This window comes from Pseudomonas sp. B21-036 (assembly GCF_024748925.1).
Lineage (GTDB): Bacteria > Pseudomonadota > Gammaproteobacteria > Pseudomonadales > Pseudomonadaceae > Aquipseudomonas > Aquipseudomonas palmensis.
The window spans coordinates 5,630,041-5,646,038 of record NZ_CP087178.1 but is presented as its reverse complement, the minus strand read 5'-3'; the positions used below and the strand labels follow the sequence as shown (position 1 = coordinate 5,646,038).

At 64.3% G+C, this 15,998-nt stretch carries 13 protein-coding genes; 9 read left to right on the top strand and 4 right to left on the bottom strand.

The window, feature by feature from the left end; translation table 11 throughout:
* Window positions 1-5: 5 nt before the first annotated feature.
* Entirely contained in the window at window positions 6-1,841 is a 1,836-nt protein-coding gene (gene glmS / locus LOY33_RS25800) for a glutamine--fructose-6-phosphate transaminase (isomerizing) (RefSeq protein WP_058541969.1), read from the top strand.
* A gap of 93 nt (window positions 1,842-1,934) precedes the next feature.
* Here glmS and LOY33_RS25795 read toward each other — a convergent pair whose 3' ends face one another.
* Window positions 1,935-2,837: a LysR substrate-binding domain-containing protein gene (locus LOY33_RS25795; RefSeq protein ID WP_258660569.1), complete on the bottom strand. Its 903-nt coding sequence runs from the start codon at window positions 2,835-2,837 to the stop codon at window positions 1,935-1,937.
* A gap of 108 nt (window positions 2,838-2,945) precedes the next feature.
* Between LOY33_RS25795 and LOY33_RS25790 the strand changes: the two genes are divergently transcribed.
* The 4 genes from LOY33_RS25790 to LOY33_RS25775 are packed head-to-tail and all read left to right on the top strand — an operon-like array spanning window position 2,946 to window position 6,115.
* Window positions 2,946-3,608, top strand: coding sequence for an RraA family protein (locus LOY33_RS25790; protein WP_100634886.1), 663 nt, complete (start codon window positions 2,946-2,948; stop codon window positions 3,606-3,608).
* Window position 3,609: 1 nt separating this feature from the next.
* A complete protein-coding gene (locus tag LOY33_RS25785) occupies window positions 3,610-4,275 on the top strand; it encodes an RraA family protein (RefSeq protein WP_258660562.1) in 666 nt (221 codons plus the stop codon).
* Window positions 4,272-4,901 carry an RraA family protein gene (locus LOY33_RS25780; protein WP_116052434.1) on the top strand — a complete coding sequence of 210 codons (630 nt, stop codon included), beginning with the start codon at window positions 4,272-4,274 and terminating at the stop codon, window positions 4,899-4,901. The genes LOY33_RS25785 and LOY33_RS25780 overlap by 4 nt, the downstream gene beginning before the upstream one ends.
* On the top strand, window positions 4,898-6,115 hold the full coding sequence (locus LOY33_RS25775; protein ID WP_100634880.1) for a pyridoxal phosphate-dependent aminotransferase: 1,218 nt from the start codon (window positions 4,898-4,900) through the stop codon (window positions 6,113-6,115). The genes LOY33_RS25780 and LOY33_RS25775 overlap by 4 nt, the downstream gene beginning before the upstream one ends.
* 141 nt (window positions 6,116-6,256) lie before the next feature.
* On the opposite strand, the gene LOY33_RS25770 is transcribed toward LOY33_RS25775, so the two are convergent.
* The gene (locus tag LOY33_RS25770) at window positions 6,257-8,470 is read right to left on the bottom strand and encodes an LTA synthase family protein (protein WP_258660558.1); all 2,214 of its coding nucleotides are present in this window, start codon (window positions 8,468-8,470) and stop codon (window positions 6,257-6,259) included.
* Between the two features lie 176 nt (window positions 8,471-8,646).
* On the opposite strand from LOY33_RS25770, the gene hcnA reads away from it, so the two are divergent.
* From hcnA to hcnC, 3 genes are read left to right on the top strand one after another with little or no spacing between them, the layout of a single operon-like run.
* The gene (gene hcnA, locus LOY33_RS25765; RefSeq protein WP_043861504.1) at window positions 8,647-8,961 is read left to right on the top strand and encodes a cyanide-forming glycine dehydrogenase subunit HcnA; all 315 of its coding nucleotides are present in this window, start codon (window positions 8,647-8,649) and stop codon (window positions 8,959-8,961) included.
* Window positions 8,958-10,361, top strand: coding sequence for a cyanide-forming glycine dehydrogenase subunit HcnB (gene hcnB / locus LOY33_RS25760; RefSeq protein ID WP_043861505.1), 1,404 nt, complete (start codon window positions 8,958-8,960; stop codon window positions 10,359-10,361). The genes hcnA and hcnB overlap by 4 nt, the downstream gene beginning before the upstream one ends.
* Window positions 10,358-11,602, top strand: a complete 1,245-nt coding sequence (gene hcnC, locus LOY33_RS25755) for a cyanide-forming glycine dehydrogenase subunit HcnC (protein ID WP_043861506.1) — start codon at window positions 10,358-10,360, stop codon at window positions 11,600-11,602. Before hcnB ends, hcnC begins: the two co-directional genes overlap by 4 nt.
* A 77-nt stretch (window positions 11,603-11,679) precedes the next feature.
* Here hcnC and lpdA read toward each other — a convergent pair whose 3' ends face one another.
* Window positions 11,680-13,080 (bottom strand): dihydrolipoyl dehydrogenase, encoded by a 1,401-nt coding sequence (gene lpdA, locus LOY33_RS25750; protein WP_258660551.1) that lies wholly within the window; start codon window positions 13,078-13,080, stop codon window positions 11,680-11,682.
* Window positions 13,081-13,268: 188 nt separating this feature from the next.
* Between lpdA and cfaB the strand changes: the two genes are divergently transcribed.
* On the top strand, window positions 13,269-14,453 hold the full coding sequence (gene cfaB / locus LOY33_RS25745; protein ID WP_258660550.1) for a C17 cyclopropane fatty acid synthase CfaB: 1,185 nt from the start codon (window positions 13,269-13,271) through the stop codon (window positions 14,451-14,453).
* Between the two features lie 9 nt (window positions 14,454-14,462).
* Here cfaB and cls read toward each other — a convergent pair whose 3' ends face one another.
* Complete coding sequence (cls, locus tag LOY33_RS25740) at window positions 14,463-15,902, bottom strand: cardiolipin synthase (RefSeq protein ID WP_258660549.1); 1,440 nt, start codon at window positions 15,900-15,902, stop codon at window positions 14,463-14,465.
* Window positions 15,903-15,998 lie beyond the last annotated feature (96 nt).

Sequence of the window (15,998 nt, the reverse complement as noted above, 5' to 3'; positions counted from 1 at the left end):
CATCTATGTGTGGAATCGTGGGCGCCGTCGCCGAACGCAACATCACCACCATCCTGATCGAAGGCCTCAAGCGCCTGGAATACCGCGGCTATGACAGTGCCGGCCTGGCTGTCTTCACCCAGCAGGGCCACCTTGAACGCCGTCGTCGCATCGGCAAGGTCAGCGAGCTGGAAGCGGCCGTTGCCGCCGAGCCGCTGGTCGGCAACCTGGGTATCGCCCACACCCGCTGGGCGACCCATGGCGCGCCAACCGAAGGCAATGCACACCCGCATTTCTCCGGCCACGACCTGGCGGTGGTGCACAACGGCATCATCGAGAACCACGATGTGCTGCGTGAACAGCTCAAGGGCCTGGGCTACGTATTCACCTCGCAGACCGACACCGAAGTGATCGTGCACCTGCTGCACCACACCCTCAAAAGCCTGCCGGACCTGGCCGACGCCCTCAAGGCGACCGTCAAGCAACTGCATGGCGCCTATGGCCTGGCGGTGATCAGCGCCAGCCAGCCAGACCGCCTGCTGGCCGCCCGCAGCGGCAGCCCGCTGGTGATCGGCCTGGGCCACGGCGAGAACTTCCTGGCCTCCGACCAGTTGGCCCTGCGCCAGGTCACCGACCGCTTCATGTACCTGGAGGAGGGCGACATCGCCGAGATTCGCCGCGACCAGATCACCATCTGGGCCGTCGATGGCCAGCCGGTGCAACGCGAGGCGGTGCAGTATCACGAAGGCGCGGAAGCGGCCGACAAGGGCCATTACCGCCACTTCATGCTCAAGGAAATCCACGAGCAGCCCACCGTGGTGCAGCGCACCCTGGAAGACCGCCTGGGTTCGGATCACGTGTTGGTGCAGGCTTTTGGCCCCAAGGCGGCCGAGCTGTTCCCCAAGGTGCGCAATGTACAGATCGTGGCCTGTGGCACCAGCTACCACGCGGGCATGGTTGCGCGTTACTGGCTCGAAGAGCTGGCCGGCATTCCGTGCCAGGTCGAAGTGGCCAGTGAATTCCGCTACCGCAAGGTGGTGGTGCAGCCCGACACCCTGTTCGTGTCGATTTCCCAGTCGGGCGAAACTGCAGACACCCTGGCGGCGCTGCGCAATGCCAAGGAGCTGGGCTTCCTTGCCAGCCTGGCCATCTGCAACGTCGGCATCAGCTCGCTGGTGCGTGAATCGGACCTGACCCTGCTGACCCGTGCCGGCCCGGAAATCGGCGTGGCCTCGACCAAGGCGTTCACCACCCAGCTGGTGTCGCTGATGTTGCTGACCCTGTCGCTGGGACGCGTGCGTGGCACCTTGCCGGCTGGCGTCGAGGCCGAACTGGTGGAGCAACTGCGTCGTCTGCCGGTACGCCTGGGCGAAGCGCTGGCGATGGACGCCACCATCGAGAAGACGTCCGAGCTGTTCGCCGACAAGCATCACACCCTGTTCCTGGGCCGTGGCGCGCAGTTCCCGGTGGCGATGGAAGGGGCGCTCAAGCTCAAGGAAATCTCCTACATCCACGCCGAAGCCTACCCGGCTGGCGAGCTCAAGCACGGCCCGCTGGCGCTGGTGGATGCCGACATGCCGGTCGTTACCGTTGCACCGAACAACGAGCTGCTGGAGAAGCTCAAGTCCAACCTGCAGGAAGTGCGCGCCCGTGGCGGCGAGCTGATCGTGTTCGCCGACGAGAAGGCAGGCATGAGCAATGGCGAGGGCACCCATGTGATCGCCATGCCGCACATCGTCGATGCGCTGGCACCGATCCTGTACACCATCCCGCTGCAATTGCTGTCGTACTACGTGGCCGTGCTCAAGGGCACCGACGTCGACCAGCCCCGCAACCTGGCCAAGTCGGTGACGGTGGAGTAAGGGGCCGGTCAGGCCCAGGCACTCCACACCGCCAAAAGATCCGGGAAGGTTCGCCTTCCCGGATCCTGCTTGTCGCACCCGTGCGGCGGCTGCTCAATCCATCAACAAGCCTTGCCTGGCCTGATCGATCATCGCCTCGACCAGCGGGTTGTTGTGCCCGTCGTGCCAGGCCACGGCGGTGGTGACCACCTTCACTTCTGGCTGCAACGGCCGGACCAGTACGTTTTCAGGGGCCAGCTTGTCCATCGAGGCGGGCACCAATGCGATGCCCTGGCCGCAGCTGACGAACGCCACCTGGGAAGATACCGAGCGCACCTGGTGCACGATGCGTGGCGCGAAACCGCTGGCTTTGCATAACCCCACCAGGCAGTCGAAGTACACCGGGCTCACATCCCGTGAAGCCATCACTAGGGTTTCATCGGCAAGCGCCCCTAGGCTGATCGCCGCACACTTCGCCAGATGATGGTCGTTGGTTAGCGCCACCGCCAGACGATCCTCGGACAGCGGCATGGATTGCAGGTGGCGGCCCAGGTTCCCCTCCAGACGCGCAAAGGCAATGTCGATATCCCCAGCCTCCAGCGCAGGGATGGCTTCTGCACTGTCGATTTCCCGCACCGATACCGTAATCAGTGGGTGGTCCTGCTTGAACCGCTCGATCAATGGCGGCAGCACATCGATCATGGCCGAGGTGATCGCCCCGATCGTCAGCACGCCAGCATGACCGGCCACGGCTTCATGCACCGCCAGCTCGAGCCGCTCGAGCTGGTCGGCAAACTTGCGCACCGCCGGCAGAATCGCCGCCCCAACTGCGGTGAGCTGCGCGCCGCGGCGCGAGCGGGTGAACAGTTGCACGCGCAAGGACTGTTCAAGGGCCTGGATCTGTTCGGTCAACGGCGGCTGCGACATGCCCAGGCGCCTGGCGGCGCGGCTGAAGTTCTGGTCCTCGGCAACGGCCAGGAACAACCAGAGATGACGTATCAGGCGGAAATTGATCACAGTGTGCTTCCATATGTCAGGGCTATGACAAGCTTAGTTTCTTAGGAATATACGTATCAAAACACCTTGTCGATACTCAGGCCTCATCTCCCAAGAGGTCTGCAACCGATGAGCCTGAAAGCCACGCTTGAACGCCTGGCAGCGCTCGACACCAACACCGTGTCGGACGCGCTGGACTTCCTCGAACTTCCTGGCGCCACCAACGGGCTGATGCCGCTCTGGAACTGCCCGCAAATCGTCGGCCGTGCCAGCACCGTGCAGCTCGGCCCCAAGCAGGGAACGGCGCCAGACGTTCACCTGATTACACCGGTGGTGGAGCGAATCACCACCGATGATCGCGTTCTGGTCATTGCCGGTGGCCTCCACGGCGTTTCCAGCTGGGGCGACATCCTCGCCAATGCGGCGCGATGCAAGGGCATCCGTGGCACGGTCACCGATGGCTTCAGCCGCGATATCCGCGCCAATGCAGACATCGGCTACCCGGTGTTTGGCCGCGGCATAACCATGATCAGCGCACGCAATCGGCTCATTCAAGTCGACGCTGCGGTCAAGGTGCACATGGCCGGCGTGGAGGTCGAAGAAGATGACTACGTGATCGCCGACGAATGCGGCACCGTTTTCATTCAAGCCGCTGTCATTGAGCAGGTTCTGGCCCTGGCCGAGCGGATAGACCGGCGCCAGGCCGGCATGCTCGATGCCGTGCGGGCGGGCCGCTCGGTCGAACACGTGATGCATGACGCCCAATTCGAAGCCATCAAGGCGGAGCACTGAAATGAGCCTGTCCGATAAAGACCTCGTCGCGTTGTTCGATGGCCTGGATACCCCTGGCGTCTCCGATGCCCTGGACAGATTGGGCCTTGCTGGCCAGGCCTTCGGCATTGCGCCGCTGGCCAACTACGACCAGGTGCTGGTAGGTCCGGCCTTCACCGTGCAGTACGTCAGCGCAGGCACTCCGCCAGGCACGGTTGGCGACTTCATGGATGACGTGGCCCCGGGTGATGTCGTGGTGATCGCCAATCAAGGACGCACCGATTGCACGGTGTGGGGCGACATCATGACCCAGTACGCACTGGCCCGTGGTGTCGCCGCAACGGTCATCGACGGCGTTTGCCGTGATGTGAACAAGACACTGGGTGACGGTTACCCGATGTTCAGCAAAGGCCGCTTCATGCGCACCGGCAAGGACCGCGTGGAAGTGGCTACCGTCAACCAGCCGGTGTCGGTTGGCACTGCCCGGGCCTGTGCCCGCGATATCGTCGTGGCCGACGCCAACGGTGTGGTCATCGTACCGCGCAGCCGCGCCCGGGAAGTCGCCGACACAGCACACCGTATCGAGCAGGTCGAGGCGCAGATTCGTCAGCAACTGGCCGGTGGCAAAGGCCTCAGGCAAGCCCGGGCCGCCCTCGGTTATCACACCCTGCAGAGCAAGCAGCCATGAGCCTTCCACACGATTATCAACCCATCGCCAAGGCCCTTGGCAGTTCCACCCTTTACGAGGCCTCGGGCCTGCCGTGCGCGGTTGACCGGCAGATCAGGGCCGTCTGGCCCGGTGCATTCATTGCCGCGCCGGCCTACCCGCTGCAGTGCGCGCCGGGGGACAACCTTGGCCTGCACCTGGCCGTGGCCAAGGCGCCACGCGGCAGCGTGCTGGTGTGTGATACCGCCGATTTCGTCGCCGGCTACTGGGGTGAGGTACTGACCGTGGCTGCAGAAACCGCCGGCATCGTCGGCCTGGTGATCAACGGCGGCGTGCGGGATGTTGCAGCGCTCCAGGCGCGAGGTTTCGCGGTGTTTGCGCGAGGTATCTCGGTCAAGGGGACGGTGAAGGCCACCGCGCCTTCGGTGGGCAAGCCGTTCGTCTTCAGCGGCGCCCCGGTCTGCGCCGGCGACCTGGTGGTTGCCGACGAGGATGGCGTGATCATCATTCCGGTCGCCGCTGTGGAGCGCACCCTGCGCGAAGGCCGGCAACGTGCGGACAAGGAGGCGCTGTTGATGGCCAGGCTGCGCGAAGGTCACACCACGCTCGATCTGCTTGGGCTGACCCGGCCGCAGGAGCAGCCATGAGCCTTGAAGCCCTGAATCATCGCCTGGAGGCCGCCAGGCCTTCGGCGACTTACGCCATCATCGACCGTGTAGCCGTGCTGCGCGCCGAGGGGCGCAGCATCATCTCGCTGTGTGCCGGCGAACCTGATTTCGACACCCCGGAACATATCCGCGCCGCAGCCATACAGGCCATCAATAGTGGCCACACCCGCTACACCCAGGTGGCGGGCCTTCGCGCTCTGCGCGAAGCGATCGCGCGCAAGTTCCAGCGCGAAAATGGTCTGGATGTCGGTTGGCAGGACACCTTGGTAGGCAGTGGCGGCAAGCAGGTGATCTTCAATGCCCTGGCTGCGACGCTGAACGAGGGCGACGAGGTGGTGGTCCCCGCGCCGTACTGGGTGAGCTATCCCGAAATGGTTCAGCTGTGTGGTGGCGAGCCGCGCATTGTCGCTTGTGGTGCGGGGTCAGGCTTCAAGCTGACGCCGCAGGCATTGTCAGGTGCTATCGGCCCCAAGACCCGCTGGCTCATTCTCAACTCGCCCGCCAACCCGACCGGTGCGGTATACAGCCGTGCAGAGCTCGAAGCGCTGGCAAAGGTCCTGCTGGCCCACCCTCAGGTGTTGATCCTGGCGGACGATATCTATGAGCATCTGATCTTCGATGGCCGCGACTTTCTTACCCTGGCCCAGGTAGAACCGCAGCTGGCGCCGCGCACGCTGACCATGAACGGCGTATCCAAGGCCTACGCCATGACCGGCTGGCGCATCGGCTTCGCCACGGGGCCGCGCTGGTTGCTCGACGCGATGCAGAAGCTGCAAGGTCAGCAGACGTCGGGGGCATGTTCGATCTCCCAGCATGCGGCGATAGCCGCGCTGGACGGCCCCAGGGCATTCATCGCCCACAGCCGCGAAGTGTTCCAGCGTCGTCGTGATTTCATGGTAGCGCTGCTGAATCAGGCGCCAGGCATCCGTTGCGAACTTCCGGCGGGTGCGTTCTATGCCTTTGCCGACTGTACGGGGTTGATTGGCAAGTGCTCCCCGGGCGGGCGCACGCTGGTCGACGATGAGGCGGTAGCGCTGGCGCTGCTGGATGAGGCCGATGTTGCCGTCGTACAGGGCAGCGCATTTGGCCTGCCGGGCTATCTGCGCATTGCCTACGCGCTGGATGACCTGTCGCTGCGAGCGGCCTGCGAGGCCATCGGTCGTTTTTGCCACAGCGTACGTCAGCTCCCTTGAGGCGCGTGCCTCAAGCTATCACAGTGTCGACCAGCTCCAGCGCCACGCTTCACACCGGAAAAAGCGGGCAGCCGCTTCTGCTGGTTGAACAGCCGCGTTGTGCGCTGAAGGCCGGTGAACTGTCCACCGACAATCAGGGAATCAACTGGGTTTGCCGTTCAACCGCGCCAGCGTTTCATCCAGCTCATCAATCTGCCCCGGCGCTTCGGTCACCACACTGAAGTCGCTCACTTCGACCGCCCCCAACCCATGCCCCAACAGGTGGAACGAGAACGCCTTGCGCGACTCGTTGTTGTCGAACGTGAACTCCATTTCCAGGGGCTGATCCGGCGTGACCAGCATCTCCTCGGTAGGTAGCCCCACCAGCACCTCCTGCTCGAACTCCTTGGTCTTGAGCACGATATAGGCGTTCTGCTGGGGGTCGGCCGAGCGTACCGTCAGGCGCACCCGGGTGTGCGAGCCCTTGGGCATCTCCAGGTACTGCGCACCGATCAGGTTGTCGGCCCAGTCATCCTTGATCTGCGGCTGCAGCGGGATCACTGTCGCGCTGCCAAACTGGTAGTGCTGGTTCAGCGGTGAGCCCATCACTGATTGATCCAGTGCGCTGGCGCGCGCCTGCACCTGGCGTGCCCGCTGGCCACGGAAGCGATCTGTCAGGTTGGCGCGTTCGGCAATGAAGCCGGTACTGGCATACGACCGGCAGCGCTGCTGGAAATCGCATTCGGTGAAGGTGGCATTGCCATCGTGATAGCGCAGCTTGCCGTTGGTGAACGACATGATTTCACGCCCGTTGTCATAGTCGCGCAGCAGCGAACGCCCACTGAGGGCGTTGGGCACCGGGAAGCCGAAATAGTCGAGCACCGATGCGGTCAGGTCGACGTGACCGTACACGCCGGATTTCACCTGTGGCAGTTGTGCCTGCTCGGGCGCCAGCATCAGGTTGAAGCCCCACGAAGACGCCAGGCGTACACCGTCGATGCCATGGGATTCGTCCGAGGTGATCACCACCAGGGTGTCCTTGAGTACCCCCTGACGTTCCAGCCCGGCAAGAAAGTTATCCACAGCGTCGTCGAGGTAGGCCACTGCCGCCTGCTTGGGCGTGGCGTAGCGTTCGAGGTACTCCGCCGGCGCGGAATAGGGCTGGTGGGTGCCCACGGTCAGCAGGGTGAGCATCCATGGCTCAGGCTGCTTCTGCAGTTGGCCGACATAGTCCAGCGCGCCTTCGAAAAACGCCTTGTCGTCCTTGCCCCACGGGAAGTCCAGGTAGTTGGGGTTCTTGAACCAGTCCAGGCCCAGGGTGGTATCGAAGCCGATGTGCGGCATGATCTTGTCCTTGGCCATGAAGCGCAGCCCGGCACCCTGCAGGTAGTGCGTGCTGAAGCCATGTTCGCGCAATTGCGCCGGCAGGCATTCCTGGTTGCGCTGGTTCTGCGTCAGCATCTCGACCCCTTTGGGGGTACCGTTGTCGAGCTTGTCGTAGTCGCCACACAGCATGGCGTAGAGGCCACGGATGGTCTGGTGGGTATGCAGCACGTAGTCGGGGGTGTTCATGCCGCGTTCGGCCCAGGCGCTCAGCTTGGGCATCAGGTGTTCCTGGTAGGCGGGGTTGAGGGTGCGTCGGTTGATGTCCAGGTAAGCCCCCGGGATGCCTTCCAGCGCGACCACCAGCACGTTGCGCGCGCTGCCGGGCGCGTCGAGCAGCGGCTTGCCGCTCAGGTCCAGGCGGGTCAGGCCGGCCATGGCCACGGGCGGGTCGACCACATCGGCCTCCAGCCAGTCTTCGATACGCGCCTGGCTTTCACCCACGCCTACCGCCAGCAATTGATGTGGCAGATTGAACACCTGCCACTCGTCCGCTTCGGCAGGTTCCCAGGCCTGGGTACCGGCATGCACCAGCAGGCAGGTCACGGGCACCGCCCACAGGTGCCGCGGCAATGGCGCGACGGGTCTGGCCCGGGCCGCCCAGCGGGTCGCAAGCCACAACAGCAGCCCAAGCCCCAGGGCAATGGCGAAGCCAGGGTTGGCCAGGCTGCCACCGGCGGAGTTTTCCATGAACTGCACATCGGTGAGGTAGTGCAGGTCGGCCGGGGTCGGCAATCGGCCTACTGCGGCCACTAGCTCAGCACTGGCCAGGTTCAGCACTCCCCACGCCAGCACCACGGGCACTGCCAGCCATACCGGACGACGGTACAGCAGAACGACCAGTGCACCACCGAGGCCCACGTCGGACAGGTACCCCAGCGGATCGGCCCAGCCGTTCGCCACGCGCAGGCATACAGGAACCACCACCAGCAGCCCGAACAGGGCGGCTAGCGAAGCGCGAGGGTGCTGCAACCAGCGATAGATACGTTTCACGGGGGCGTTCGTCATCATGTCGTCATGTAAATGTGGTGATGGTACCAAGTGCAGTACATCTCCACAGCATTCCGGCAACAAGTCGAAACCCAGTTTTCTGGCCTGGATCAATGTCGAATGCGCCTTCATGGCTTACCGTGGTGGATTCCTGCCACTCTTTTCAAGGATGAAACGCAATGCAGTCAATGGACCGCAATCATGATATTCAGCCCCTGTCGCGGGCAGACATGACCATCGAGCTCAACGGTCGGCCGGTACCGGCCGCGGCAGGCGAAAGCGTGCTCAACGTGCTGCACGCGGTGGGCCTGCGCCAGGTGGCGCGCAACGACCATGGCCAGGTCACGGGTGCCTTCTGCGGCATGGGCGTGTGCCACTGCTGCCTGGTGTCGATCAACGGTCGCCCCAAGCGCCGCGCCTGCCAGACCATCGTCAAGCCGGGCATGCAGGTCGAAACCGGGGTCAACCGCTTCGACGTGGAGGGTGTCGAATGAGCCTGCGTCCGGTAATAGTCGGCGGCGGTTCGGCAGGCATGGCGGCTGCCATCGAACTGGCCCGGCATGGCGTCTCCAGCGTGCTGTTCGACGAAGCTTCGCGTCTGGGTGGGGTGGTCTATCGCGGCCCTTTGCGCAGCGGCGTCGACCTGGGCTACCTGGGCAAGCGCTATGCCAGCGCGCTGAACACTCTGCACGAAGAGTTCGCCGATTGTGCCGAGCGCATCGACGTGCGCCTGGAAACCCGTGTGGTCGGGGGCGAAGGCGGCAACCGCCTGATGGTGCTGGACAGCGACGAGCAGCTGCACGAAGTGGAATACAGCCACCTGGTACTGTCCGCCGGCTGCCATGAGCGCAACGTGCCGTTCCCCGGCTGGACCCTGCCCGGCGTGATGCTGCTGGGCGGTCTGCAGTTGCAGATCAAGAGCGGCGTGGTCAAGCCGCTGGGCACCACCGTCATCGCCGGCACCGGCCCGCTGCTGCCCCTGGTGGCATGCCAGCTGCACGCGGCCGGGGTCAAGGTGGAAGGGGTGTACGAGGCATGTGCCTTCGGCAAGATCGCCAAGGAAAGCCTGGCGCTGCTGAACAAGCCGCAGCTGTTTCTCGACGGCCTGAGCATGCTCGGTTATCTGAAGCTCAACGGTATCCCCATGAACTACGGCTGGGGCGTGGTAGGTGCCAACGGCGAGGGCGAACTCACCGAAGTGCGCCTGGCTCCCTACAGTGACAACTGGCAGCCGGACATCAGCCGTGTGCAGCGCGTCTCGGCGCAGACCCTGGCCGTGGGCTACGGCTTCATTCCGCGCACCCAGCTCAGCCAGCAGATGGGCCTGGCCCACGGCTTCAACGAAGACGGCTACCTGCGCGCCGAAAGCAACGTGTGGCAACAGAGCAGCGAGCCGCACATTCACCTGGCCGGTGACATGGGCGGGATTCGCGGTGGCGAAGCCGCGATGCTCACCGGGCGCATAGCCGCCGTGTCGATCCTGCACCAGGCTCAGGTCATCACCCCCGAACAGGCGCTGGACCTGCGCGAGCGCTACCTGGGCAAGCTGGCCGCGATCAAGCGCTTTCGTGCCGGGGTAGACCGCTACACCCTGCGCGGCACTGAGCAGATCACGCTGCCCGCACCCGACACCGTCATCTGCCGCTGCGAGCACGTCACCCGCAGCGACATCGACCGCGCCCTGGAGCAGGGTGTACAGGACATGGCCGGGCTGAAGATGCGCACCCGCGTGAGCATGGGCGATTGCCAGGGCCGCATGTGCGTGGGCTACTGCAACGATCGCCTGCGCCAGGCCACCGGGCGTGCCGATGTGGGCTGGCTGCGCCCGCGGTTCCCCATCGACCCGATCCCTTTCTCCGCATTCAAGAACCTCGGCACGGAAGCTGAAGCATGAACAGAACCTATGATGTGGTCATCGCCGGCGGCGGTGTGATCGGCGCTTCCTGCGCCTACCAGTTGTCCAAGCGTGGCAACCTCAGGATCGCGCTGATCGACGCCAAGCGCCCCGGCAACGCTACCCGTGCCTCGGCGGGCGGGTTGTGGGCGATCGGCGAATCGGTCGGCCTGGGCTGTGGGGTGATCTTCTTTCGCATGATGTCGCAAAAGCACAAGCGCGAAGCCAACGGCGCCGCCGTGGCGGTCGATTCCAGCACCCCGCACATCCTGCCGCAGTCGTTCTTCGACTTCGCGCTGCAATCCAATGCCTTGTACCCCGGCCTGCACCAGGAGCTGATGGAGCGCCACGGCATGGACTTCAAGTTCGAGCGCACCGGCCTCAAATACGTGATCTACGACGACGAGGACCGCCTGTACGCCGAGCATATCGTCGCGCAGATCCCGCACCTGGCCCACGAGGTTCGCTGGCTCGACCGCGATGCCCTGCGCAAGGCCGAGCCTGCCGTCAGCCACCATGCCCACGGCGCGCTGGAGTTCCTGTGCGATCACCAGGTCAGCCCGTTCCGTCTGGCCGATGCCTACACCGAAGGTGCGCGGCAGAACGGCGTCGACCTGTTCCTCAACACCAACGTCACCGGCGTGCTGCACCAGGGCGACCGGGTGGTGGGGGTCAAGACCGACGTGGAAGGCGAGTTTCACTGCCAGACCCTGATCAACGCCGGCGGCGCCTGGGCGGCAGAACTGAGCGAGATGGCCACTGGCCTGAGCATTCCGGTCAAGCCGGTCAAGGGCCAGATCCTGCTCACCGAGCGCATGCCCAAGCTGCTGCAGGGCTGCCTGACCACCGCCGATTGCTACATGGCGCAGAAGGACAACGGTGAGATCCTGATCGGCAGCACCACCGAAGACAAGGGCTTCGACGTCACCACCACCTATCCGGAAATCAACGGTCTGGTGCAGGGCGCGGTGCGCTGCATTCCGGAGCTGGCGCAGATCAACCTCAAACGCAGCTGGGCAGGCCTGCGTCCCGGTTCGCCGGACGAGCTGCCGATTCTCGGCCCGGTGCAGAGCGTGAGTGGCTACCTCAATGCCTGTGGGCACTTTCGTACCGGCATCCTGACCTCGGCGATCACTGGCGTGCTGATCGACAAGGTGCTGCATGAGGAGGCACTGCCGCTGGACCTGACGCCGTTCCTCGCGGACCGCTTCGGTACTCAGCCCAAAGCCGCCCAGGCCTGACCCGGTGCGTGCCTGAACCTGCGGTGATGGTCGCCGTCGGTTCAGGCGCACGGATCAAGCGTGCAGGCTGACCGGGGTCAGATCTGCATGGCCATGCCTTCGACGTTCATCGCCGCCTGGCGCAAGGCCTCGGAGCGAGTCGGGTGCGGGTGGCAGGTGAGGGCGATGTCTTCGGCCGAGGCCGAGAACTCCATGGCCACGCAGTACTCACCGATCATCTCGCTGACGCACGGGCCAACCAGGTGCACGCCGAGTACCTCGTCGGTTTCGGCATCGGCCAGCACCTTGGCGAAGCCTTCGGTCTCGTGGTTGATCTTGGCCCGGCTGTTGGCCATGAACGGGAACTTGCCGACCTTGTAGGCGCGGCCTTCGGCCTTGAGCTGCTCTTCGGTCTTGCCCACGCTGGCCAGTTCGGGGCGGGTGTAGATCACCCCCGGGATCAGCCCGTAGTTCACTTCGTGGGCCTTGCCGTGGATGCGCTCGATGCAGGCGATGGCTTCGTCTTCGGCCTTGTGGGCGAGCATCGGGCCGCTGGTGACGTCGCCGATCACCCACACGCCCGGCACGCTGGTGCGATGGCCCTGGTTCTCGAGCATGCCGCGCTTGTCGGTCTGCAGGCCTACCGTTTCCAGGCCCAGGCCCTGGGTGTAGGGGCGACGGCCGATGGCGACCAGCACGTAGTCGGCCTGCAGGGTTTCGGCGGTGCCGCCGGCGGCCGGTTCGAGGGTCAGGCTGACACCGTCGGCCGACGGCGTGGCCTGGGTCACCTTGCTGCCCAGCTTGAAGCTCATGCCTTGCTTGGCCAATGCGCGCTGCAGGGTCTTGGCGGTTTCTTCGTCGGTGCCGGGGCAGATGCGGTCGAGGTATTCCACCACGGTGACCTGGCTACCGAGGCGGCGCCACACCGAGCCCAGCTCCAGCCCGATCACGCCCGCGCCGATCACCACCAGGTGTTTGGGCACCTGGGGCAGGGCGAGGGCGCCGGTGGAGTCGATGATGCGCTGGTTGTCGATGGTCACGCCGGGCAGCGGAGTCGGCTCGGACCCGGTGGCGATGACGATGTCCTTGGCCTGCAGTTTGGTCACGGCGCCCTGGTCATCGGTGACCTTGACCTTGCCCACGCCATCGAGCTGGCCCCAGCCCTTGATCCAGTCGACCTTGTTCTTGCGAAACAGGAACTCGATGCCCTTGGTCAGGCCCGCGACGCTCTCGTCCTTCTGTTTCATCATCTGCGCCAGGTTCAGGCTTGGCTTGACCTCGATACCGAGGTTGGCGAACTCGCTGCCGGCAGCCGCTTCGTAGAGTTCGGAGGCGTGCAGCAGGGCCTTGGACGGCATGCAGCCAACGTTCAGGCAGGTGCCGCCGAGGGTCGGGCGACCTTCGACACAGGCCACGCTCAGGCCCAGCTGGCCTGCGCGAATGGCAGCGTTGTAGCCGCCAGGGCCGCCGCCGATGATCACGACATCATAGGTTTTCATTGTTGTACTCCCGGATGAAGAATCGACAATGCCGCCAAGGTTAGGGGCCGATCTGGAGGTTGTATACAATTTATGCCACTACCTTTTTGCATCGGCCGGTCTACGACGATAGTCCGGCATGCCTCCCTGTTCTTGAGGATGGGCTACCCTTTTGTGCAGACGTCCGAAGATTACGGGAGGCTCATTTCATGCTTGCGCAACTTCCACCTGTTCTGCAAAGCCTGCGGTTGCCCTTGCGACTCAAGCTTTGGGATGGTCACGAATTCGATCTGGGCCCCCAGCCGCAGGTCACCATCGTGGTCAAGGATCCCCAGCTGATCGGCCAGTTGACCCACCCCAGCCTGGATGAGCTGGGCGCGGCGTTCGTCGAGGGCAAGCTGGAACTGGAGGGCACCATCGGCGAAGTCATCCGCGTGTGCGACGAGCTCAGTCAGGCGTTGCTCACGGACGAGGAAGAAGACCAGCCGGTGCGCAGCGAGCATGACAAGGCCACCGACGCGGCGGCCATTTCCTACCACTACGACCTGTCCAACGATTTCTACCAGCTGTGGCTGGACCGCGACATGGCGTATTCCTGCGCCTACTTCAAGACCCTCGGCGACACCCTTGAGCAGGCCCAGCAGAACAAGTTTGAGCACCTGTGCCGCAAGCTGCGGCTCAAGCAGGGCGACTACCTGTTGGACGTGGGCTGTGGCTGGGGCGGGTTGTCACGTTATGCCGCACGCGAGTTCGGCGCCAAGGTGTTCGGCATCACCCTGAGCAAGGAGCAGCTCAAGTTGGGGCGTGAACGGGTCAAGGCAGAAGGGCTTGAAGATCAGGTGGAACTGCAGATTCTCGACTATCGCGACCTGCCGCAGGACGGTCGCTTCGACAAGGTGGTGAGTGTCGGCATGTTCGAACACGTGGGGCATGCCAACCTGGCATTGTACTGCCAGCGGTTGTTCGGCGCGGTGCGCGAAGGTGGCCTGGTGATGAACCACGGCATCACCGCCAAGCATGTGGACGGGCGCCCGGTGGGGCGCGGCGCGGGCAATTTCATCGAGCGCTATGTGTTCCCCCATGGCGAGCTGCCGCACCTGTCGATGATCAGTGCGCGTATCAGCGAAGCGGGGCTGGAAGTGGTCGACGTCGAGAGCCTGCGCCTGCATTACGCACGGACGCTGGCGCAGTGGAGCGATCGCCTGGAAAGCCAGCTGGACAAGGCCGCGAGCCTGGTGCCGGAAAAGGCCCTGCGCATCTGGCGGCTGTACCTGGCCGGTTGCTCCTATGCCTTTGCCAAGGGCTGGATTAACCTGCACCAGATTCTGGCAGTCAAGCCGTTCGCCGATGGTGGCCACGACCTCCCGTTGACCCGCGAGGACCTGTACCGCTGACAGTCGCGCTCAGAGGATCGGCGAGATCAGTCGGGCGATGCGCATCCCCAGTTGTTGCAGGCGACGCGTCTGCTGGCTGTCCTCAGGGGTGATTTCCCGCGCTTGGTCGAAGTCGTGCTGGAGCATGGCTTCGACCTGCGCGGCAAAGGCAAGGTCTACGGTCAGCAGCATGATTTCGAAGTTCAGGCGGAACGAGCGGTTGTCCAGGTTGGCACTGCCGATGGCGCTGACCTCGTTGTCGACCAGCACCACCTTCTGGTGCAGAAACCCCGGCCCGTAGCGGAACATGCGCACCCCGGCCTGCACCGCCTCGAAGGCGAACAGGCTGGAGGCGGCGTACACGATACGGTGGTCAGGGCGCGAGGGAATCAGGATACGCACGTCGACGCCCCGCAACACCGCCAGGCGCAGCGCGGCCGACACGGCCTCGTCGGGAATGAAGTACGGGCTGGTGATCCAGAGCCGCTCGCGCGCCGCGTGGATGGCGTCGACAAAAAACAGCGAACAGGTCTCCTGCGGATCGGCGGGCCCGCTGGCCAGTGCCTGGCAAAGTACGCCGTTGTCGGGGTAGGTGTCGGGCAGTATCAGTGGCGGCAACTGGCGCGCCGCCCAGTACCAGTCTTCGGCAAAGGATTCCTGCAGGCAGGCCAGCACCGGGCCGCTGACCTGCACATGGGTGTCGCGCCAGGGCGATAGCCTGGGGTTGCCGCCCAGGTATTCGTCGCCCACGTTATGGCCCCCCATGAACCCCAGCATGCCGTCGACCACCACGATCTTGCGATGGTTGCGGAAGTTGACCTGGAAGCGGTTGAACCAGCCGCGGCGGGTGGCGAAGGCGCGGATGTTCACGCCGCCTTCGCGCAAGCTCTGTATATAGGCGGAGGGCAGGGCGTGACTGCCAACGCTGTCGAACAGCACGTAGATCTTCACCCCTTCCGCGGCCTTTCTCAGCAGCAGCGCCTTGAGTTCACGGCCGATGCCGTCGTCGTGGATGATGAAGAACTGGATCAGTACCGTGTCGTGAGCCGCTTCTATCGCCTTGAAGATCGCGTCGAAGGTGGCCTGCCCGTCGATCAGCAGGCTGACCTGGTTGTTGGCCAGGCACGGCATGCGCCCAAGCTTGGGCATGGCCCGCAGCGCCGCATAGGATTCGGAGTTGCGCGCGGTCAGCGCCTCTTCCACCCAGGGGCGCCAGTTGAGGTCGGCCATGGCCACGTGCATTTCGCGGTTGGCCTGGCGGCGGGCCTGGATGTAGGCGTCGAAGGTGCGACTGCCGAACACCAGGTACGGAATCAGCGTGAAGTAGGGGATAAACAGCAGCGACATGGCCCAGGCAATTGCACCTTGGGCAGTGCGCACGGTGAACACGGCATGTAGGGCGGCAATCACGCCCAGCAGGTGAATCAAACCGATGAGGTAACCGAAGAAGTAAGGGCTGTGGTAATCCATACACATTCTGCTATCCGAGGGCACTGCCCGCTAACAGAGCACGTTCGCGCCTGCACTTGCAACTGAAAGCACGAAAACGCGTCTAAGCTGTGTTCC